This window comes from Roseomonas gilardii (genome assembly GCF_001941945.1).
Lineage (GTDB): Bacteria > Pseudomonadota > Alphaproteobacteria > Acetobacterales > Acetobacteraceae > Roseomonas.
Map to the genome: position 1 here is coordinate 2,107,781 of NZ_CP015583.1, position 20,659 is coordinate 2,128,439.

General features: G+C 68.6%; 23 protein-coding genes. 9 read left to right on the plus strand and 14 right to left on the minus strand.

The genetic code is table 11. The features are described from left to right. The 4 genes from RGI145_RS09575 to RGI145_RS09590 are packed head-to-tail and all read left to right on the plus strand — an operon-like array spanning position 1 to position 3,684. Positions 1 to 339, plus strand: coding sequence for a PadR family transcriptional regulator (locus RGI145_RS09575; protein ID WP_208863953.1), 339 nt, complete (start codon positions 1 to 3; stop codon positions 337 to 339). 55 nt (positions 340 to 394) lie between these two features. Beyond that, positions 395 to 1,852: an FAD-dependent oxidoreductase gene (locus tag RGI145_RS09580; RefSeq protein WP_019460597.1), complete on the plus strand. Its 1,458-nt coding sequence runs from the start codon at positions 395 to 397 to the stop codon at positions 1,850 to 1,852. Beyond that, a complete protein-coding gene (locus RGI145_RS09585) occupies positions 1,849 to 3,078 on the plus strand; it encodes an MFS transporter (RefSeq protein WP_019460596.1) in 1,230 nt (409 codons plus the stop codon). Before RGI145_RS09580 ends, RGI145_RS09585 begins: the two co-directional genes overlap by 4 nt. A gap of 33 nt (positions 3,079 to 3,111) precedes the next feature. Then, the gene (locus RGI145_RS09590; protein ID WP_007002444.1) at positions 3,112 to 3,684 is read left to right on the plus strand and encodes a GNAT family N-acetyltransferase; all 573 of its coding nucleotides are present in this window, start codon (positions 3,112 to 3,114) and stop codon (positions 3,682 to 3,684) included. A 193-nt stretch (positions 3,685 to 3,877) separates the two neighbouring features. On the opposite strand, the gene RGI145_RS09595 is transcribed toward RGI145_RS09590, so the two are convergent. Next, the gene (locus tag RGI145_RS09595) at positions 3,878 to 4,282 is read right to left on the minus strand and encodes a MerR family transcriptional regulator (protein ID WP_007002445.1); all 405 of its coding nucleotides are present in this window, start codon (positions 4,280 to 4,282) and stop codon (positions 3,878 to 3,880) included. A 145-nt stretch (positions 4,283 to 4,427) separates the two neighbouring features. Here RGI145_RS09595 and RGI145_RS09600 point away from each other — a divergent pair, with 145 nt between their 5' ends. Continuing rightward, positions 4,428 to 4,748 (plus strand): mercuric transporter MerT family protein, encoded by a 321-nt coding sequence (locus RGI145_RS09600; RefSeq protein WP_007002446.1) that lies wholly within the window; start codon positions 4,428 to 4,430, stop codon positions 4,746 to 4,748. Between the two features lie 64 nt (positions 4,749 to 4,812). Then, on the plus strand, positions 4,813 to 4,989 hold the full coding sequence (locus tag RGI145_RS26110) for a GDCCVxC domain-containing (seleno)protein (protein WP_007002447.1): 177 nt from the start codon (positions 4,813 to 4,815) through the stop codon (positions 4,987 to 4,989). Positions 4,990 to 5,026: 37 nt separating this feature from the next. Here the strand turns inward: RGI145_RS26110 and RGI145_RS09610 are convergent, their stop codons facing one another. The 7 genes from RGI145_RS09610 to RGI145_RS09640 form a co-directional block, all read right to left on the minus strand. After that, positions 5,027 to 6,004, minus strand: coding sequence for an arsenic resistance protein (locus RGI145_RS09610; protein ID WP_007002448.1), 978 nt, complete (start codon positions 6,002 to 6,004; stop codon positions 5,027 to 5,029). 307 nt (positions 6,005 to 6,311) lie between these two features. Then, entirely contained in the window at positions 6,312 to 6,950 is a 639-nt protein-coding gene (locus RGI145_RS09615) for a cation diffusion facilitator family transporter (protein WP_007002449.1), read from the minus strand. A gap of 232 nt (positions 6,951 to 7,182) precedes the next feature. Next, the gene (locus RGI145_RS09620; protein WP_306302903.1) at positions 7,183 to 8,133 is read right to left on the minus strand and encodes an MBL fold metallo-hydrolase; all 951 of its coding nucleotides are present in this window, start codon (positions 8,131 to 8,133) and stop codon (positions 7,183 to 7,185) included. Positions 8,134 to 8,276: 143 nt separating this feature from the next. Beyond that, positions 8,277 to 9,014 carry a cytochrome c biogenesis CcdA family protein gene (locus RGI145_RS09625; protein ID WP_007002451.1) on the minus strand — a complete coding sequence of 246 codons (738 nt, stop codon included), beginning with the start codon at positions 9,012 to 9,014 and terminating at the stop codon, positions 8,277 to 8,279. Between the two features lie 13 nt (positions 9,015 to 9,027). Further along, positions 9,028 to 9,546 carry a signal peptidase II gene (gene lspA, locus RGI145_RS09630; RefSeq protein ID WP_007002452.1) on the minus strand — a complete coding sequence of 173 codons (519 nt, stop codon included), beginning with the start codon at positions 9,544 to 9,546 and terminating at the stop codon, positions 9,028 to 9,030. Then, the gene (locus RGI145_RS09635) at positions 9,539 to 11,731 is read right to left on the minus strand and encodes a heavy metal translocating P-type ATPase (RefSeq protein WP_457485300.1); all 2,193 of its coding nucleotides are present in this window, start codon (positions 11,729 to 11,731) and stop codon (positions 9,539 to 9,541) included. Before RGI145_RS09635 ends, lspA begins: the two co-directional genes overlap by 8 nt. A gap of 23 nt (positions 11,732 to 11,754) precedes the next feature. Continuing rightward, the gene (locus tag RGI145_RS09640; protein WP_007002454.1) at positions 11,755 to 12,000 is read right to left on the minus strand and encodes a heavy-metal-associated domain-containing protein; all 246 of its coding nucleotides are present in this window, start codon (positions 11,998 to 12,000) and stop codon (positions 11,755 to 11,757) included. Positions 12,001 to 12,090: 90 nt separating this feature from the next. Here RGI145_RS09640 and RGI145_RS09645 point away from each other — a divergent pair, with 90 nt between their 5' ends. Beyond that, on the plus strand, positions 12,091 to 12,507 hold the full coding sequence (locus tag RGI145_RS09645; protein WP_007002455.1) for a MerR family transcriptional regulator: 417 nt from the start codon (positions 12,091 to 12,093) through the stop codon (positions 12,505 to 12,507). Positions 12,508 to 12,581: 74 nt separating this feature from the next. Here RGI145_RS09645 and RGI145_RS09650 read toward each other — a convergent pair whose 3' ends face one another. From RGI145_RS09650 to RGI145_RS09675, 6 genes are all read right to left on the minus strand, one after another. Continuing rightward, the gene (locus RGI145_RS09650) at positions 12,582 to 13,679 is read right to left on the minus strand and encodes a YncE family protein (protein ID WP_007002456.1); all 1,098 of its coding nucleotides are present in this window, start codon (positions 13,677 to 13,679) and stop codon (positions 12,582 to 12,584) included. 188 nt (positions 13,680 to 13,867) lie between these two features. After that, positions 13,868 to 14,605, minus strand: coding sequence for an arsenical resistance protein ArsH (gene arsH, locus RGI145_RS09655; RefSeq protein ID WP_019460588.1), 738 nt, complete (start codon positions 14,603 to 14,605; stop codon positions 13,868 to 13,870). Further along, entirely contained in the window at positions 14,605 to 15,675 is a 1,071-nt protein-coding gene (locus RGI145_RS09660) for an ArsO family NAD(P)H-dependent flavin-containing monooxygenase (RefSeq protein ID WP_019460587.1), read from the minus strand. Before RGI145_RS09660 ends, arsH begins: the two co-directional genes overlap by 1 nt. Further along, positions 15,672 to 16,985, minus strand: a complete 1,314-nt coding sequence (locus RGI145_RS09665) for an arsenic transporter (RefSeq protein ID WP_019460586.1) — start codon at positions 16,983 to 16,985, stop codon at positions 15,672 to 15,674. The genes RGI145_RS09660 and RGI145_RS09665 overlap by 4 nt, the downstream gene beginning before the upstream one ends. Before the next feature lie 108 nt (positions 16,986 to 17,093). Then, positions 17,094 to 17,519: an arsenate reductase (glutaredoxin) gene (gene arsC, locus RGI145_RS09670; protein ID WP_019460585.1), complete on the minus strand. Its 426-nt coding sequence runs from the start codon at positions 17,517 to 17,519 to the stop codon at positions 17,094 to 17,096. Beyond that, positions 17,516 to 17,869 carry an ArsR/SmtB family transcription factor gene (locus RGI145_RS09675; protein WP_019460584.1) on the minus strand — a complete coding sequence of 118 codons (354 nt, stop codon included), beginning with the start codon at positions 17,867 to 17,869 and terminating at the stop codon, positions 17,516 to 17,518. The genes arsC and RGI145_RS09675 overlap by 4 nt, the downstream gene beginning before the upstream one ends. A 233-nt stretch (positions 17,870 to 18,102) precedes the next feature. Here RGI145_RS09675 and RGI145_RS09680 point away from each other — a divergent pair, with 233 nt between their 5' ends. After that, the gene (locus RGI145_RS09680; RefSeq protein ID WP_019460583.1) at positions 18,103 to 18,681 is read left to right on the plus strand and encodes a cupredoxin domain-containing protein; all 579 of its coding nucleotides are present in this window, start codon (positions 18,103 to 18,105) and stop codon (positions 18,679 to 18,681) included. Between the two features lie 46 nt (positions 18,682 to 18,727). After that, positions 18,728 to 20,659, plus strand: a complete 1,932-nt coding sequence (locus RGI145_RS09685) for a copper resistance system multicopper oxidase (protein ID WP_019460582.1) — start codon at positions 18,728 to 18,730, stop codon at positions 20,657 to 20,659.

Below are 20,659 nucleotides of genomic sequence, written 5' to 3' on the forward strand. Positions count from 1 at the left end.
ATGGCCCTCAGCCGCTTCTTCGTGCTCCAGGTCCTGCACGATGGCCCGGCGCACGGCTACGACATCGCCCGAGCGGTTGAGCGGACCACCAATGGCTGCTGCTCGCCGTCCGAGGGTGCCCTGTATCCGACGCTCCGGGAGTTCGAGCAGGGCGGTTACCTGACCTCGGAAGCCGAGGTCGTCTCCGGCCGTGAGCGCAAGGTCTACACCCTGACCGACAAGGGCCGGGAAGCCTTCAAGGTTGGCCTGGAGGCCTGGATGGATGCCACAGCCGCCCTGACCGAAACCGGCCGCGCCGCCAAGGCCCGCCGCAAGGCCAAGGGCACCTGCCAATGCTGACCCTTGGCTTATTCGTATGCATCGCCCACCGAGGCATAACAAAGGGGAACGTCAGATGAGCTCCTGCTGCTCCGCCAAGCCTGCCCCTCAGAACAGGGCCCCTGAGCGCTCCGCGAGCCCCGGATCGCTGCCCGTCGCCATCATCGGCGGTGGTCCGGTCGGCCTGGCTGCCGCCGCGCACCTGCTGGAGCGCGGCCTGGAGCCGGTGGTGTTCGAGGCCGGACCTTCGGTCGGCACGGCGCCTCTGGACTGGGGCCATGTCCATACCTTCTCCCCCTGGCGGTACAATGTAGACCGGGCCTGCCGCGCGCTCCTGGAGCGGCACGGGTGGACGGCGCCAGATGCCGAGGTCTTCCCGACCGGCCGCGAGCTCGTCGAGGACTACCTGGCACCTCTGGCCGTCTTACCGGAGTTCGCCGCCTGCCTGCGTCTGAACACCCGGGTGACGGGCGTCGCACGGTTGCGGGCTGGCAAGGTTCGCAATGACGGTCGTGAGCAGCAGCCGTTCGAGGTCAGGTTTCAGACCGGGGGCCAAGAGGGCCGCCTGCTCGCGCGGGCCGTTATCGTGGCGACCGGCACCTGGGGACATCCCAATCCGGCAGGCGCTTCTGGCCTGCCCGCCATCGGTGAGCAATCAGCCGCCGACCGGATCCGCTACGGCATGCCGGACGTCCTGGGCGCCGAGCGAGGCCGGTACGCGGGCAAGCGCGTGCTGGTTGTCGGCTCTGGCCACTCGGCCATCGGCAGCCTCATCGACCTCGTCGCCCTGGCCGACCAGGCGCCGGGCACCACCGTCATCTGGGCGGCGCGCAGCCCTGATCTGACGCGGGCCTACGGTGGTGGCGCGGCCGACCAGTTGCCGGAGCGTGGCGCTCTGGGGCAGCGGCTGAAGGCCTATGTCGAGGGTGGCCGGGTGCAGTTGCTGGCGCCCTTCGCTGTGGAGGAGATCCGCCGCCAGACAGACGGCTCGCTAGATGTCCTCGATAGCAGCGGCCGGTCGGTTCAGGCGGACGAGATGGTGGTGGCCACCGGCCTGCGCCCTGAGCTCTCCATCCTGCGGGAGGTCCGCCTCGACCTGGATCCGGCGCTGGAGTGCCCGCGCGTCCTGGCGCCTCTGATCGACCCCAACCTGCACTCCTGCGGGACCGTCCGGCCGCATGGTGCCATCGAGCTCCAGCAGCCAGACAGCGGACTCTTCCTGGCGGGCATGACCTCCTACGGGCGGGCCCCGACCTTCCTGCTGGCCACCGGCTACGAGCAGGTGCGCTCAATCGCCGCCTTCTTGGCAGGCGACATCGAGGCCGCGCGCCGGGTGGAACTCGACCTGCCGCAGACTGGCGTGTGCACCAGCAACCGCGTGCTGCCTGCGGACGCTGACGCGGCATCCTCCTGCTGCACGCCTGCAACGCCCCAGGGCGCCTGCTGCGCGCCCAAGCCCGAATTGGCGGAGGATGCTCCGTGCTGCGGGACCGCAGCCCAGAAAGTGTCCGTCCCGGCCGAGCCTGCGGAATGAGCCAGGCCGCCATTCAGGCTCAGGCTGGCTCCACAGGTCCGGCGGCCAGCCGCAGCCGCCTGACCGTGGTCTCCGCCATCGGTGTCGCCCAGATCCTGGCCTGGGGAAGCAGTTACTACCTGCTGGCCGTGCTCGCCGGACCGATCGCCTCGGACACGGGCTGGCCGCTCACCTGGATCATGGGTGCCCTGTCCATCGGCATGCTGGTCTCCGGTTTGGCCTCCCCGCGCATCGGCCACCTGATCGACCGGCATGGCGGCCGCCCCGTGCTGGCAGCCAGCGCTGTCCTCCTCTCCGCTGGCCTGCTGCTGCTTGGGCTGGCACCCAGCCTGCCGGTCTTCGTGCTGGCCTGGGTCATCCTCGGGCTGGCCATGGGTGCCGGGCTGTACGACCCCGCCTTCTCGACCCTGGGGCGGCTCTACGGCGAGCAGGCGCGCTCCGCCATCACCCACGTCACCCTATTCGGCGGCTTCGCCAGCACGGTCTGCTGGCCGCTCAGCGCCTTCCTGGTCGACCATCTGGGCTGGCGCGGCGCCTGCCTGACCTATGCCGCCATCCACTTGGCCGTCGTGCTGCCGCTCTACCTGTTCGGGGTGCCGCGTGAAGCCGCTAAGCCCGCCACAGCACCCACGGCCGCCAAGGCTGCCGCGCCGTCGGGCCATGTGCAGGCGGGTCAGCGCTATGCCTTCGTTATGCTGGCGGCAGGGTTCACCCTGGCGGCGATCATCATGACTGTGCTCTCCGTCCACCTGCTGACCCTGCTCCAGTCGCAGGGACTAGCGTTGGCGGCGGCCGTCGCCTTGGGCACGCTGATCGGCCCGGCGCAGGTCGGCGCCCGCGTGCTGGAGATGCTGTTCGGCAAGAAGGCGCATCCCATCTGGAGCCTGGTCGCGTCCGCGGTGCTGGTGGCGGTCGGCCTGGGCATGCTGGTGGGCGCCCCGGGTGTCATGGCGGTGGGCATCGTCATGTACGGCATGGGCAGCGGCATCCGCTCCATCGCCCGCGACACGGTGCCCTTGGCCCTGTTCGGCAAGGAGGGCTACGCCGTGCTGATGGGCCGCATCGCCATGCCGACCCTCATCGCGCAGGCAGCCTCGCCCTTTCTCGGCGCCTGGCTGCTGGACAGCTTCGGCACGCAGGCGACGCTGGCTATCCTGTGCGGGGCAGCGATGCTGAACATCCTGATGGTGCTGGCACTCGTGCCCAATGCGCTCCGGCGTTCCTGACAGTCATCCTCCATCCAAGAAAACGAGGTTCCCGTGCCTGAACTGATCACAACCGCCCTCACCAATCAGCCCGCCGAGGTGACCATCCGGCCTGCCAGAGAGGCCGACATGGACGCTGTTGCCACCATCTATCGGCACCACGTGCTCCATGGCACCGCCACCTTCGAGACAGAGGCACCGACGGCCGAAGATATGCGGCAGCGACGCATCGCCATCACCGAACGCGGGCTGCCCTACCTGGTGGCCGAGGACACCGATTGTCGCGTGCTCGGCTACGCCTACGCGGGCGCTTATCGGCCCAGGCCTGCCTACCGGAATACACTCGAGAACTCGGTCTACATCAGCGAGGAGGCCCGAGGGCGCGGCATCGGCCGCCGCCTGCTCGAGGCCCTCATCCAGGAGTGCGCCGCACTCGGCTACCGGCAGATGGTGGCCGTCATCGGCGACAGCGCGAACGAGGCGTCCATCCGCCTGCACAAGGCGTTCGGATTTCAGCCGATCGGCACCTTGCGCTCGGTTGGCCGCAAGCACGGGCGATGGCTGGATACTGTGCTGATGCAGTTGGCTTTGGGGGACGGTGACGAGACGGCACCCGAGGTGGAGTAAGGGCCTTCCCCCTGACATCCTTCGCCAGCAAACTGGCGAAGGCGGTACTCGGCATGGTGGGAACCAGCCTCCGCATCAGCAAATGCAGATCAGCTTGGCGACGCTGCCGATTTGGCCGCTATGCCCGACGCAATGGCCGCCACGACCACTCACAGCAATCGACTGCTAGCCCATGGCCCTCCTTGCGCTGCGCCTAGGTAGTGGCCGCTGTTCCCGACAAGGTCTCAATCAGTGGGCATGTGGCCTGCTCCCCGGATTGACATTGCTGCACGGCACCATCCAGTACACGCTCCATCGCCTGGAGGTCGGCAATTCGGGAGCGGACATCCGCGAGGTGTGCTGCGGCGATGCCATGGACCTCGGTGCAGGCGCCTGCACCAAGTTCGAGGAGCGCGCCCACCTCGTTCAGGGTGAAGCCAAGCTCCCGCGCGCGCCGCACGAACCTCAGCCGCCTGATGTCCTCCTCACCGAAGAGGCGGTAGCGCCCCCGGCGGGCCGGTATTGGAAGCAAGCCAATCCGCTCGTAATAGCGGATCGTCTCGATGTTGCAGCCCGTCCGCCGCGAGAGTTCACCGATGGCAACGCCGCTCTGCCCCATCCCATGCGCCTCCTCAGAAAGGACTTGAGTCTGTAGTCGCTACAGACGGTAGGTAGGCTGCATAGCTGAGACAAGGAGGCCGACCGTGTCCGACACCCAAGTGAATGCTACCCCGGCACATGGGGCGGTCCAGGAAGCCGGTGCGATGGTGCTGACGACGACGGGCATCGCCGCAGCCTTCGGTGCGGCCTCCTGCTGTGCGCTGCCGATGCTTCTTGGCTCCCTCGGGCTGGGAAGCGCTTGGCTCTTCGGGCTGGCGGTCCTTCTGGGGCCGTACCGCACGATCCTGCTCGCCGCCGCAGCCGCGTGCCTGGCTGGCGGAGCGGTCCTGCTCTGGCGCCAGCGGGCAGCGGTTGCCTGCGAGCCGGGCTCCGCCTGCTCCCCCAACCCAGCCCTCCGGCTTGTCGTTCCGGCAGGTTTGGCGGTCGGGATCATCCTGTTGGTGCTCGGTTATGCGTACGTGTGAGGACCCGATGATCCTGGAGTCGACAATCACCTGCCCGCACTGCGGCACGGCGAGAACCGAGACAATGCCGACCGATGCCTGCCAGTACTTCTATGACTGCACCGGCTGCGGAACGCTGCTCCGGCCCAAGCAGGGCGACTGCTGTGTGTTCTGCTCCTACGGCACGGTGCCGTGCCCGCCTGTCCAGGTGGACGGGAAGGGTTGTTGCCACGCGGAAGATCCGCCGCCAGCGGCTGGCTGACCCTTTCCCCGCGTGGTCGGCAACGGCGGGATGACCGTCACTCCGCAGCAAGGCCGGGGTTGGCGGGCACCAGCCTCGGCACCCAGCGGATGTAGACCAGCATGGCGACGAGTTCGACGAGCGTCTGCGTCACCACCGCGGCAGGCAGCAGCGCACCGGCTTCCGGGATAGCGAAGGCCAGCGGCAGGACGACCAGGGAGTTCCGGGTGCCGCCGCTGAAGGTGACCGCCCTCGCCGCGCCCGCCTCCAGGCCCGCATACCTGGAGATGACGCTACCTACGACCGGCATCAGCGCGGCGAAAGCGACGTAGACCGGCACCAGCATGGCGACGGAGCCTGCCTGGGCCGCCACGTTCGGGGCAACGGCCGCGATGACCACCAACAGCACCACGGCCATCAGGGGAACGGGCAGCCATCCCATGGCGTCCGCGACCGCCTTCCCGGCGCCGAAGCGCGCCGCCCACGCCTGAGTGGCCGCGGCGAGAGCCAGGGGCACGGCGATCAGCCAGACGAAGGCTTCGATGAAGGGACCGGGCTGCATCATCGCCATGGCCCGCTCGCCGATGAACAGGCCGAGGTAGACGGGGAGCAGCAGCATCTGCGCCACCAGCAGCACCGGCGTCGCCGCCAGGATGAGGCGGGCGTCCCCGCGGCCGAGGTGGGTGAACACGACCACGTAGTCGATGCAGGGCGCCAGCAGCACCATCAGGACACCCAGGCGCAGCACCCATTGCTCGCCGGGCAGCATGGAAGCCAGGGCGAACGCCACCAGGGGCGCGGCAACGAAGTTCACCGCCAGCAGCGTCAGCAGGAAGCGCCCGTTGGCCAGGCTCCTTCGCAGGTCCGCCAGCGGCACCTGGAGGAAGGTCACGTACAGCAGGGCCGCGAGGGCGGGGTTGATGACCGCCCCCCACGCCGCGCCGGGCGCGGCGACGGCCGCGATCGCGCCCGCCACGACGGCGGCGAAGTAGATGGCGACTTGGTTCTCTTCCAGGCCGGTGCGGGTGATGGCCAAGTTGTCGGCTCCTCCGTGGTGAGCGGGCAACCGATGTCACGCCGCGGGTGTGGTGACGTGGTTAGGCTCGCCAGCCGCAGCAGGCAGCCCGCTTTGCAAGGACCGGAACGGAAAGGTCTTCCAGGAAGGTGCACCGGCTGGCCGGGCCCCGGCGCAAGCCGCCGTGCCATACCCCAGGAAGCCGCGCCCTCGCTGTGGCGCCTGCCCACCTGCTGCTCCTGCCAAGGGCAGCAACGATGGGCAGCGCCGTTATCATCATGCCTGTTGCATGCACCACCAAGCAGGCAAGCTGATAAGTTGATGGCGGCTATCGGTCGGACTGCTGTTCTCCCTGGCCTGCCTTATCAAGGTCGCTACGAGCATCACGGATGATTGCCCAGGCGGATTGCAGGAACAGCCCGGCGATGACGAACGCCACGGCGAGGTCTGGCCACGCAGTTTCGGTCCACCAGACCAGGCCCGCCGCGACCACCACGGCCAGGTTGCCGATGGCATCGTTGCGACTGAACAGCCAGACGGCCCGGACGTTGGCGTCGCCCTCGCGGTGCGGCATGAGGACCGCTGCGGAGGCCACGTTCACCACCAGCGCGACGGCGCCGAAGAGGCCCATGAGCTCGGCCTCGGGCTGGTTCAGCACCAGCACCCGATAGCCGGTGGTGGCGAGCACGCCCACGCCAAGCACGGCAAGAAACAGGCCCTGAATGAGGGCGGAGCGGGCACGCCAGGCGAGGCTCCAGCCGATCGCCAGCAGGCCAAGGAAGCTGATTAGGCCATCGCCGAGGAAGTCGAGGGCGTCCGCCTTGAGCGCCTGGCTGCCGGAGATGAAGCCGCCGACCATCTCCACCAGGCCATAACCGACATTGAGGCCGACCACGATCCAGAGCGCCCGGCGGTAGGCGGGCGTGATGTGGGCGAGGTCCTTGGGCAGGTCGTCGTCGTCGCTCATCCGATGCTCCCGAGCCAAGACCGTACCGATACGTTCAGGGGGTGCCGGATCTGAAATAGCGGACCGGCGCGGCGCCCATGGCCATCAAGATGTCGCGTGCTACGAGGTGACGGGCGCCTTTCGTACATTGGAAAGACCTCAGCACCGCCACCCAGATGCACGGCCCAAGATGACCGTGAGCTCAATGCTGGGATCGCTGGCCGCTTCGGAGAGGCCGTCCAAAACCGGCCGATCATTCTGCGTCCATCGCCCTGGCAGCGCTCGTTCGAAAGCGGTCAATCGGCAGCTTCAGGTATGAGGTGCCATTCGCTTCCGGCTTCGGCAGACGTCCGCCGCGGAGGTTCACTTGCAATGCAAAGAGCATCATCGCTGGCAGAGGAAGCGTTCGATCACGTTCCTCCCGCAGCCGAACGAACCCGTCCTCTCCGCCGCTGTCCCGTAGGTGAATGTTGGTTGCCCGCTGCTCCGCTACGGTGGACTCCCAACGCGGTTCGCGCCCGCCCGGACGGTAATCGTGGCCGGTGAAGAGGCGTGTCGTCGGTGGCAACGCGAGGATGCTCTGGATGCTGCGGTACAAGGCCCGCGCGTTACCACCAGGGAAGTCGGCTCGTGCCGTGCCCGCATCCGGCATGAAGAGGGTGTCATGCACGAACGCGGCGTCGCCAACGACGTAGGTGACCGAGGCCGCGGTGTGGCCTGGGGAAAAAATCACCCTCACTTCCGAGGCGCCAAGATTGAAGCAGTGACCATCTGCAAACATGTGGTCCCAATAGTCGCGGCCACCGACCTCGAGATCGGGGATGTTATAGATGTCCGACCAGATCGCCTGAACTGCGAGGGTCTGTTCGCCAATGCCTGTTGGCACGCCAAGGCGCTCGCCCAGGTAGGCGACGGCAGAAAGGTGGTCAGCATGCGGGTGGGTGTCGAGCACCCATTCCGGGATCAGTCCGCGCTCCCGGATATGGGTGGCAATCTCGTCGGCTGGCTGGGTCGCAAGGCTGCATGAATTGCGGTCGAAGCTTAACAAGGGATCGATAACCGCGCATTTCTTTGTTTGCGGATCCGCCACGACGTAGGAGACGCTTCCGGTCTGATCATCGTAAAAGCCCCGTACGATCGGCTGAGACGGCATTCTGTTCTCCCTGTTTTTGCGCGGTGTCGCGGAAGCCGCGATGGTGGCCACCTTGGGACACCGAGCACGATGTCTTTCGGCAAGGGCGCACCCGGCGAGGGCCGAGGAGCGCTAAACCCAGCCGGGCGGAGTTGCATGCTTCGCGGTGTGGCTGACGGCGTATTAGGCGCGCTTCTTAGAATCCGCGGCGCCGCTCATCCGATGCTCCCGAGCCAGGGGAAGAGTTGGAGCATCAGGATGGCGAAGTCAGTCAGGTGGCCGGTAATCATTGCCACCCCCATCGCCACCATGATGCCACCCGCCACGATCTGAAGAACGCGCCCGACGCGTCGCAGGCTGCGGAACGGGCCGCGTAGAAAGGCGTCGGCGAAGGCGGCCACCAGCAGGAAGGGCACGCCCAGCCCGGCCGCATAGGCGGCCAGGAGCATGATGCCGAGGTGGCTGATTTCGCTGGTGGCGGTCAGCGCCAGGATGGCGCCCAGCACCGGACCGATGCAGGGCGTCCAGCCGAAGGCAAAGGCCAGCCCGAGCACGTAGGCGGAGAGCGGCGTGCCGCCGCTGAGAGTCGGCATGAAGCGGAGGTCGCGTTGTAACGGCATCAATCGCAGAACACCCGCAGTCATCAGGCCGAACAGGATAACGACCACCCCGCCCACGATCCCAGCCTCGTAGCGGTAGCGCAGCAGGGCTTGGCTCAGCGCCGAGGCGCCCGCGCCCATCGCCACGAAGACGGTCGCGAAGCCCAGGACGAAGCAGAGGCCGAGGCCGACCGTGGCGAGGCGATCCGGCGCGGTGCGCTCGGCGGCGACCGAGCGCCCGGCGACATAAGAGACGTAGCCGGGCACCAGCGGCAGCACGCAGGGCGAGAGGAAGGAAACCATCCCCGCCAGGAAAGCGGTCAGGAGGCCGGACATCTGGAGGAGCGGGTTCACGCCGGTCCCGCCCTCAGGGTCGCGCCACGGAGGTCGGCGCGCCCGCCGGTTCGCGCCGCCCGCTGACGAGGAGCAGGAGCGCAACGCCGACGAAGATCGCGCTGTCGGCGAGGTTGAAGGCGGGCCAGTGGTAGCCAGCCACGTGGAAGTCCAGGAAGTCCGTCACGGCGCCGTGCCGCAGCCGGTCGACGACGTTTCCCAGGGCGCCACCGACGATGAACCCGATCGAAGCCGCCATCCCGGGGCGCCGGTCGCGCGTCGTCCAGACGACGAGGCCTGCGATGACGGCGAGCGCGAGGGAGGACAGGAGCCAGGGCGTCGCGGGGTGGTCCGCCGACAGCAGGCCGAAGCTGACGCCCCGGTTCCATGCCAGCACCAGGTTGAAGAACGGGGTGACGGGGATGACGCGGGGCGGATCCATGAGATGGGCCAGCACCCACCACTTCGTCGCCTGGTCCAGCGCGAAGGCCAGCGCGGCCGTCCCCGCGCCCCAGGTCCAGGCGAGCCGCGCCCTAAGCAGGCCCTCAGCCATGCGCCATGCCCTTGAAGCGGTACCCGAGCAGGCGCATGGCGTTGAGGGTCACCAGCACCGTGGCGCCGGTGTCGGCCAGCACGGCGGGCCAGAGGCCGGTGATGCCGACCACCGTCGTCACCAGGAAGACCGCCTTGAGGCCGAGGGCGATGGCCACGTTCTGGTGGATGTTGGCCAGAGTCGCGCGCGACAGCCCGACCAGGGCGGCCACGTCCACGACACGGCTGTTCAGCAGCGCCGCGTCGGCGGTCTCCAAGGCCACGTCGGTCCCGCCACCCATGGCGATGCCGACCGAGGCGGCGGCGAGCGCGGGCGCGTCGTTGATGCCGTCGCCGACCATGGCCACGGGCGCCTTTGCCTTGAGGGCGCCGATCTCGCGCAGCTTGTCCTCCGGCAGCAGCCCCGCCTTCACCTTGAGGCCGAGCGCTCCGGCGATGGCCTGACCCGTGCGGACGTTGTCGCCGGTCAGCATGACGGCCTCGACGCCGAGGGCGTCGAGCGCCCGGATGCCCGCGGCCGCGTCCGGCCGGGGCTCGTCGCGCACCGCGACCAGGCCAGTGGGCGCGCCGTCCACAGAGACGACGACCACGGTCTTTCCTTGATTCTCCCACTCGGCGACCGTCCGCGTTGCGTCAGCCGTGAGCGGCGCCTGAGCGGCAGCGTGGGTGGGTGAGCCGACCGTCACGCGCTTGCCGGTCACGACGGCTTCGACGGCCTTGCCGGGGATGGCGCGGGACTCCTTGGCCGGGCGGAGCGGGATGCCGTCCGCGTCCGCCCGCTCCAGGATGGCGCGGCCGAGCGGATGGCTGGAGCCGTTCTCCACCGCGGCGGCGAGGCCAAGCATCGTGCGTTCCGAGCCAGACAGGGCGAGGAGGTCGGTCACGCGCGGGCGTCCCTCGGTCAGGGTGCCGGTCTTGTCGAAGGCGACGGCGCGGATCCGGCCGATGGTCTCCAGGGCGCCGCCGCCTTTCACCAGCAGGCCCCGCCGGGTGCCGACGGCGAGGCCGGAGGCGATGGCCGCGGGCGTCGAGAGGACGAGGGCGCAGGGGCAGGCGACCAGCAGCAGCGCCAGGCCGCGGTAGATCCAGGTGTCCCAGTCCGCGCCGACGATAAGCGGCGGCGCGACGACAACCAGGGCCGCCACGGCAACTGCGATCGGCGTGTAGATGGCCGAGAACCGCTCGATGAAGCGGGCGGTCGGCGCCTTGGCGTCCTGCGCCTCCTCCACCAGGCGGATGATGCGGGCGATTGTGTTGTCGGAGGCAGGCTTCGTCACCCGGACCTGGAGCGCACCGGAGGCATTGATGCTGCCCGCGAAGACAGGGGCGCCCTCCGCCTTGGGAACGGGGATAGACTCACCGGTCACCGGGCTCTCGTCGACCTCGGATTCGCCCTCGGCCACATCGCCGTCGGCGGAGACGCGGTCACCCGGGCGGACCAGGACGAGGTCGCCGACCTTGAGGCTGGCGGCGGGCACCTCCCGTGCCGTGCCGTCTTCGATGCGCAGCGCGGTCCTCGGCACCAGGGCGCCGAGCGCCTCGATCCCCGCGCGGGCGCGCCCGGCCGCGATGCCCTCCAGGAGTTCGCCGACAGTGAACAGGAACACCACCACGGCCGCCTCGGAGGTTGCTCCGATGGCGATGGCGCCGACAGTGGCGATCGACATCAGCATCTCGATGCTGAAGGGCGAACCGGCGCGCGCCGCGGCGATGGCCTTCCTGCCGAAAAAGACGAGCCCGATCAGGGCGGCGGGTACGTAGGCCCAGTGGTCCAGCGACGGGACGGCGAGCGAAGCGGCGAACCCGGCCACCATGAGGGCGCCGATCGCCGCGGCAAGCCGCGCCTTCTTCCCCTTCCACCAGGGCTGGCGTGGGCGAACGAGCGGTACGTCGGCGGCGACCGCGCCAGGCTCGCCCGCGACCACCCGCGGCGCCTCGACCGGGGCGACGCCGTAGCCGAGCTTGCGGATCCCCTCCTCGACGGACGAACGCGGGGTCGCCGCCTCGTCCAGCCGGAAGGCCAGGACCTGGCTGTGGTAGTTGACCCGGATGTCCTCGGCCCCGCCGAAGCGGCCAACGGCAGTTTCGATCTTCGAGGCGCAGGACGGGCAGTCCATGCCCTCCACGTGGTATCGCAGGGCCGCCCTGGACTTGGGGGCTAGTTGAGCCGTTCCGCCGTCAGCCATGGCTGTCATCCTGTTCCTGTTGGTTACGCCAGGGCCGCGACACCGTAGCCCAGACCGCGGATCTTCTCCTCGACGGCCGAGCGTGGCGTGGTCGCCTCATTCAGGCGGAACTCCAGGGTCTGCGTCTTGTAGTTGACCTGGATGTCCTCGGCGCCGCCGATCTGCTCGACCGCACCCTCGATCTTCAGGGCGCAGCCGGAGCAATCCATGCCCTCCACCCGGTAACGCAGGTCGACCGATGTTCCTGCTGCCGTGTCACCATTCGCCATCGCTTGCCTCCTTCGCAGGTGGGTCCCCGCTGGTTGCGGGGAACTGATGACGTCTTATATAGACCCTGTAGTCGCTACAGGGTCAAGGTGATGTCTTTGGAGAACTTGCTGAACATCGGCGCTCTCGCCAGGGCGACCGGGACGAAGGTGGAAACCATTCGCTGGTATGAGCGTGTGGGGCTGCTCCCGGCCCCGGCCCGCAGCGCCGGGAACTACCGGACCTACGGCGAGGCCCACCTTGGCCGCCTGAGCTTCATCCGGCGTGCGCGGGACCTCGGCTTCTCGCTGGATCAGATCCGCACACTGCTCGACTTGGCCGAGGACCGCGAGCGCTCCTGCGACGCGGTGGACGTCATCGCCAGCGAGCACCTGGAGGATGTGGACCGGAAGATTGCCGACCTCCAGGCACTGCGCCGCGAACTGGATTCCCTCATCGGACAGTGCCGCCACGGCAAGGTGGCGGAGTGCCGCATCATCGAAGCCCTCGGTCCCAGCACTGGCGCCTGACCGTTCACACGGCTCTTCCCAGCCGTGTCCACTCCGGGCCGTTTCAGCGGTTGCCCGCCGGAACGGCCATGATCTTAGGCGCGGATCAGGCTCACCGTGTCACCGTTCGGGTCCTCGGGCGCCGGGGCCGGAGGCTGGCCCTGGGCAGGACGCGGCGCCGAGCGGGCTTTGTTGCTGACATAGGCGAGCCCCGTGCGCCGATCCACGGCCACGGTGTTCGGGTGCGTGCCGGTCTGCAGGCTCGCCAGCACGGTCAGCGCGCGCGTGTCCACCAGGCTGACCGTGCCAGCCCCACGGTTGGTGACATAGGCCAGCGCACCGTCGGTCGAGAAGGTGACGGCCAGCGCGCCCGCACCTGTCTCCAGCACCTTGACCGGCTGGCCGGACGCGGCATCCAGCACGGCCAGTTGGCCGCTCTTCTGGTTGGTGCAGAACAGGCGCCCGCTGGCGGCGTGGAAGGCCAAGTTGATTGGCCCGTCCCCGCCGGAGGCGAAGCGGCGCACCCCGGCGCGGCGGGCAAGGCTCACTTCCACCACCTCGTTCGTCTGCAAGGCGGCCACGAAGACCCGGTCTCCCGCAGGGTCATGGGTAAGGCCCGAGATACCCCCTTCCAGCCCTTCCGTGATGACGCTGGCGAGGGTGTTGGCAGCCGTGTCCACCACCCACACGGCGCTCGGCTTCTCCCGGAAGCCGAAGTTGGAGACGAAGGCGCGGTTGCGCGCCTCGTCCACGACGACCTGCCGCGGATGGTTGTTCTCGCCCTCGCCGATCTCCGTCTTGACCTTGCCGGTGCGGAGGTCAATGGCGAGCACCCTGCCTTTGCGCGTGCCGGTGCCGAACAGCATGCCGGTGCTGTCGTTCACGCCGAGGCCGAAAGCTGTGTTCGCGCCGAGCTCGATGGTGGAGCGGACCTCCAGGGTACGCGGATCCAGGCCAAGGATCTTGGCGTCGTCGGCGCCGCGCGGGCCGGTGCTCGCCACATGCACAAGGCCTGTGGTGGTGCTGACAACCAGTTCGCAGAGGCCGGGCGCCAGCTTCACGCTCTTCTCCACCGCGGCGGCACGCGCCGGTGCAGTCCGCAGGGCAAAGCCAGCCGCGCCGAGCAGCGCGAGCGCGTGGCGGCGGCGAAGCGTGGGCATGGCGGGATAGGTGACGGAGTTCGTGTTTGTCATGGCGGGCCTTTCCCGGTGGACGGGTAGCTGAGATTAACTCTCGTTAACAATAACGCGCCGCACCAACAATCCTGTCAGCTACCTGAGCCCGGCCTTCTCGTGGGCTTGGTGTCAGTGGAAACGTCTTTATCCGTTCACGAGCAGAGGTTGTCCTCTCTTGCCTACTGTCCGCACGAGAGCTCCAGCGCCTATCCGACGGCGCCCGAGAGCTTAGCCAAGTCCGCCTTGGCCTGCTTCTCCGCCCGCTCCTTGCGCTCGCTGTAGCGGTCGGTCAGGTGGCTCGAAATGTCACGAGTCAGCAGGGTGAACTTCACCAGTTCCTCCATGACGTCGACGACGCGGTCATAGAGCGGCCCCGGCAGCATGCGTCCCGCCTCGTCGAACTGCTCATGCGCTTTGGGCACGGAGGATTGGTTGGGGATGGTGATCATCCGCATCCAGCGCCCGAGCAGGCGCAGGGTGTTGACGCTGTTGAAGCTCTGGCTGCCGCCGGAGACCTGCATCACCGCCAGCATGCGCCCCTGGGTCGGACGGACGCCGCGGCTCTCCAGCGGCAGCCAGTCGATCTGGTTCTTCAGGATGCCGGTGACGGCGCCGTGCCGCTCCGGGCTGCACCAAACCTGGCCCTCGGACCACAGGGACAACTCTCGGAGTTCCGCCACCTTGGGGTGGTCGGCGGGTACGCTGTCGACCACCGGCAGGTCGCGGGGGTCGAAGACCCGCGTCTCGGCGCCGAGGCGGCGGAGGATACGCTCGGCCTCGAGGACCAGGAGGCGGCTGTAGGACCGCTCCCGCAGCGAGCCGTAGAGCAGCAGGATGCGCGGCGGATGCTGGCTCGCACCGGAGATGCCCAGCTTACCCAGGTCCGGCGTCTGGAGGTATTCGTCGGCCACGTTGGGGAGCGAGAGGTCGAGGTCGGAGGGCATCAGGGTCTCCCCGTCGTCAGGAACTGTTGGATGGCGTGGACGGTGTCGCGGGCGGACCGGGTGATGCCCGCCAGCGTCGCGGAGGCGGCGCCGGTCCAGTCGCCATAGCCGAGCAGCCAGAGACGCCGCTCGCGCGTGGCGCGGCCGTGTTCGACGGCGACGTGACCCTCCGCCGTCAGCACGCCCAGATGCGCCAGGTGGCTCAGGTTCGCCCGGAAGCCCGTGCACCAGATCACAGCGTCCACGGCCGTACGCGTGCCATCCGGCCAGACCACGCCGTCTGCCACAAAGCGGGAGAACGGCCGGACCGTGTAGAGCACGTCCAGGTCCCGGGCCTCTCGCACGGACGGCACCATGACGATGTCGCCCAGGCCACCCTTCGGCAGATCCGCCTCCCGGCCTTCCATCTGCGCCCGCACCCGCTCTGTCGCGCGCTCGAACAGCACACGGCCGTCCACGCTATCCGGCAGGAAGCGGGGCGGCTCCAATGTGACCCAGGCCGTCTCCGCGACCTTGGAGACCTCGGCCAGGATCTGCGCGCCCGAGTTGCCGCCACCCACCACCAGCACGCGCTGGCCTGCGAACTCGTCGGGGGAGCGGTAGGCAGAGGAATGGACCTGCCTGCCCTGGAACAGCGCTCGGCCGGAGTAGGGCGGAATGTAGGGCTGGCTGGCGCCCCCGGTCGCGCTGATGACCGCCTTCGCCAGCCATGTGCCGCGGTCGGTGCGCACCGACAGCCCGTCCGGCGAGGTCAGGATGTCCCTGACGCGCACCGGCCTCTGGATCGGCAGGCTGTACCGCTGCTCGTACTGCTCCAGGTAGTCGACCACGTGGTCCCGGGTGGGGTAGCCGCCCGCAGATGGGGGCATGGGCCAGCCAGGCAGCGAACTCATCTGCGCTGGCGAGAACAGGCGGAGGGAGTCCCAGGCGTCCGGCCAGGCGCCGCCCGGTCGGTCGTTGGCGTCCAGGATCTCGAAGTCGATGCCCTGACGGCGCAGGAAGTACCCGGCGGCGAGGCCGGACTGCCCGCCACCGATGACCACGACGTCGCGGAAGACCCGACCGCTCATGGCGCGCGGACCACGGGCAGCCAGAGCGCCAGGGCGGCCAGCACGGCCAGCAGCACCGGCGGCGTGATGACGAGGCCGACCCTCATGTACTGCCCCCAGGTGATGGTGGTGCCCTTGCGCGCCAGCACGTGCAGCCACAGCAGCGTCGCCAGGCTGCCGATGGGGGTGAACTTGGGGCCGAGGTCGCAGCCGATGACGTTGGCGTAGACCATGGCCTCGCGGATGGCGGGCGGGATGCCCTCGGCCTGCTCGATGGCCAGGGCGCCGACCAGCACGCTGGGCATGTTGTTCATCACCGAGGAGATCAGCGCAGCGCCGACGCCGGTGCCGATAGTCGCCGCCCATAGGCCATGCCCGGCCAGCCACTCCAGCGTGCCAGCCAGGTGGTCCGTCAGCCCAGCGTTCCGCAGGCCATAGACCACCAGGTACATGCCCAGCGAGAAGACAACGATCTGCCATGGCGCCTCGCTCAGCACCTTGCGGATGGAGACCACGGCGCCGTTGCCGCCCCGGTGCCAGCGCCCGGCCAGCACCAGCAGCACCAGGGCGGCCGCGCTGGTCACCGCCGCGACCGGCACGCCGAGCGGCGCCAGGACGAAGTAGGCCAGCAGCAGCACGGCGAGCAGCGGAAAGGCCGCCCGGAAGACGAGGTGGTCGCGAATGGCGGCGCTCGGCCGCTCCAACTGGTCCAGCGCGTAGGCGGCGGGCACCTGGCGCCCGTAGTAGGCCCAGAGCACGGCCAGCGTCGCGACGAGGGCCACCAGGTTCACCGGCACCATGACGGCGGCGTAGCGGCCGAACTCGATGCCGAAGTAGTTGGCCGAGACAATGTTGACGAGGTTCGAGATCACCAGCGGCAGGCTGGTAGTGTCGGCCACGAAGCCGCAGGCCACGATGAAGGCCAGCGTGGCGCCTGCCGAGAAGTTCAGCCGCAGCAGGATGGCCATGACGATGGGCGTCAGCAGCAGGGCCGCGCCGTCGTTGGCGAAGAAGGCGGCGATGAGCGCGCCCAGCACCACGATCAGCGGGAACAGCCGCCGTCCGTTGCCGCCGCCCCAGCGCGCCACGTGCAGCGCGGCCCACTGGAAGAACCCGGCCTCGTCCAGCAGCAGCGAGATGATGATGAGCGCCACGAAGGTGAAGGTGGCATCCCAGACGATGCCCCAGACCACCGGCACGTCGGCCCAGCCGATGACGCCGGTCAGCAGGGCCAGCGCGGCGCCGCCCATGGCGCTCCAGCCGATGCCGAGGCCGCGGGGCTGCCAGATGACCAGGACGAGGGTGAAGACGAAGATAGCCAAGGCCAGCATGTAGAGGGTGCTCTCAGACTTCAGGGCGCGCCAGGATACCCGCTCACCTGGGACGGAGCGGTGCAGTACGTCGTCGTCAAGGGGGGAGAAGGCGCGGACGCCCGGCTCTCAGATCAGGCGGCGGCCCTGCTCATCGACCACCGGCTCACCACCCTCTTTCGCGTAGGCGCCCTGCTGCGGGTTCGGCAGGATGTCGAGCACCGCCTCGGACGGCCTGCACAGCTTCACGCCGAGCGAGGTCACCACGATGGGACGGTTGATGAGGATGGGGTGCGCCATCATGGCGTCGAGCAACTGGTCGTCCGTAAGAGACGGGTCGCCAAGGCCAAGCTCTGCATAGGGCGTGCCCTTCTGGCGCAGCACGTCGCGCACCGACACGCCCATGCGCTGGATGAGGCCCTTGAGTTCCTCCCGCGTCGGCGGCGTCTTCAGGTACTCGATGACCTGCGGCTCCTCGCCACTGTTGCGGATGAGGGCCAGGGTGTTGCGAGACGTCCCGCAGGCCGGGTTGTGGTAGATGGTCACGTTGCTCATGGGACAGCCTTCTCTTGCGGGCAGCAGGGCAGCAGGTCGGCGATCAGGGGCTGGCACAGGTCGGCGCGGCCGCCGCAGCAGTCCCTGACCAGGAACAGCATCATCTCGCGCAGGCGCTCCAGGTCGGCCCGATAGACGATGGAGCGGCTGAGGCGCTCGGAGCGGAGCAGGCCAGCGCGCGTCAGCACCGCCAGGTGCGTGGACATCGTGTTCTGGGGAACGTCGAGTTGCCGGGCCACCTCACCGGCGGGCAGGCCGTCCGGCTCATGCCGGACCAAGAGCCGGAAGGTTTCCAGGCGCGTGGACTGCGACAGGGCACCGAGGCAGGCCAGGGCGTCATACGATTCCATATATCTGGTATTGCCGATATATTCCCGATGTCAAGCCGGATTGGCGGCCCGAATGAATGCCAGAAGTGCCGCATGCTTTGTCCGTCGGGTCGATACGGCCGCCCGCCGCCTCCATGAAATATCTTGTCACACTCGGGCAATCTTCGGCTCGCACTCGGCCGCCATCCTGACCCCGTCACATCGAGCGTGGGCCTTGCCTTTCCCGCGCCTGCACAGACCGGGGAAGCCTAGAGATGCGTCTTGTCACCTCCGTCGCGGCCGCCGCCCTGGCCCTCCTCGCCGTCGCGGGCCAGACCTGGCCCGCCGCCGCGGACCAGTCCTACCAGGAGTTCGGCACCCTCGGCCGCGCCCAGGACGTCAAGCGAACGATCGACATCGTCATGCGCGACAACAGCTACCAGACGCAGCGCATCCAGGTCCGCGCTGGCGAGACCATCCGCTTCCGGGTGCGCAACGCGGGCGAGCTCCTGCACGAGTTCAACATCGGCACCGCCGCCATGCACCAGCAGCACCAGCGTGAGATGCGGGCCATGTTCGAGAGCGGCATGATGTCGGCGACCCGCAAGGACGCCATGGCAGGCATGGACCACTCCAGCATGCCGGGTATGAACCACGGCGCCATGGGCCACGGCGGCATGAACCATGGCGGCGCTGCGATGCGTCACGACGACCCGAACGCTGTCCTGGTTAACCCAGGTCAGACCGAGGAAATGATCTTCAAGTTCACCAAGGCCGCCGAACTGGAGTTCGCCTGCAACGTGCCGGGCCACTACGAGTCCGGGATGGTGGGCAACGTCGTCTTCTCGCGCTGACCAGCCAGCAAGGCCACGCCGCGCCGTCGCGGCCAAGGATCGAACGATGACCAACAACATGCTGAGCAGGCGGCAGGCGCTGAGCCTTGGGGTCGCCGCCCTGGCGTTCCCAGCCGCCCCTGCTGCCCTGGCACAGCCCGCCGTCGGCCGGGTGATGCCGCGCGAGTTCAACCTGACTCTGTCCCACGTGACGGCCAACATCACCGGGCGCCGCCGCCCGGCCATGGCCATCAACGGGCAGATCCCAGGACCCGTCCTGCGCTTCCGCGAGGGCGAGGAGGTGGTGATCAATGTCACCAACCGGCTGCGCGAGCACACCTCGATCCACTGGCACGGCCTGATCCTGCCGAGCAGCCAGGACGGCGTGCCCGGCATCAGCGACGGCTTCCAAGGTATCGACGCAGGCGGGACGCACCAGTACCGCTTCCCGCTCGTCCAGGCCGGGACCTACTGGTACCACAGCCACTCGGGCTTGCAGGAGCAGTCCGGGATCTACGGCTCCATCGTTATCGACCCCGCGACGCCGGAGCCCTTCGGCTACGACCGCGACTACATCATCCAGTTGTCGGACTGGACGGACGAGACGCCGAGCCACGTCATCGCCAACCTGAAGCGTGACCCCGGCTACTACAACTACAACAAGCGCACCCTGGCCAGCCTGGTCGGTGAGCTCCGCCGCGCGCCAGACGGCGCCGCCCGCTCGGCCATCGTCTCCGACCGCATCATGTGGGGCGACATGCGGATGGACCCGACCGACATCGAAGATGTCGGCGGCTACACTTATCTCGTCAACGGCCACACTCCGGCGCAGAACTTCACCGCAGTGTTCCGGCCGGGCGAGACGGTACGCCTGCGCTTCATCAACAGCGGGGCCATGTCCCACTTCGACGTGCGCGTCCCCGGCCTCGAGATGACCGTGGTGCAGGCGCATGGCAACAACGTGCGCCCGGTCACCGTGGATGAATTCCGCATCGCCCCGGCCGAGACCTTCGACGTGCTGGTCCGCCCGCGCGACGGGCGCCAGTACCAGGTGCTGGCGGAGTCCATGGGCCGCCAGGGTTTCGCGCAGTTCAGCCTCGCCACCCAGGAGGGCATGCCCGCCCTGCCGCTGCCGCCGCACCGCCCGCGCCCGGTCCTGACCATGGCTGACATGGGCATGAACTACGGGCCCAAGGGCCTCGACCGCGGCACGCCGATGCCGGAGGTGGACGCGCCCGGCCACGTCGCGCCGATGGACATGGGCGGCATGGACCACTCCGCCATGCAGATGCCCGCCGGAGGCTCCCAGGGCATGCAGCACGGCTCCATGGGCGGGATGAACCACGGGAGCATGGCCGGGATGGACCATTCCTCCATGGCGGGCATGGACCACTCGGCGATGCCGGGGATGGACCACTCCAACATGGCCGGGATGAACCATGCCGGGATGGCTGGCATGAACCACGGTGCCATGGGCGGCATGGACCACAGCGCCATGGGCCATGGCGGCATGGCGATGCCAGATCCGCTGGTGAACGACGTCGGCGCGCCGCCGGGCGCCCGCGTGCTGTCCTACCGCGATCTGCGGGCCGCGAAGCCGCTCTACCCGGTGCGCGAGCCCACCCGGATCATCGAGATCCGGCTGACCGGCAACATGGAGCGGTACTTCTGGTCCATCAACGGCAACAGCTTCAGTCAGGCGCAGCCCATCCAGTTGCACCTCGGCGAGCGGGCGCGCTTCCGCTTCGTCAACGAGACCATGATGAACCACCCGATGCACCTGCACGGCATGTGGATGATGCCGCAGGTCGGCAACGGGGCGGAGAATCCCTTGCTGCATACGGTCAACATCAAGCCCGGCTCGACGGTCGACGTGGACATCGAGGCCGACGCGCCCGGCGGCTGGGCCTTCCACTGCCACATGCTCTACCACATGGAGACCGGAATGATGCGCAAGGTGTCGGTCGTGTCGATGCCCCGCACGGCTGCGGCGCGGTGA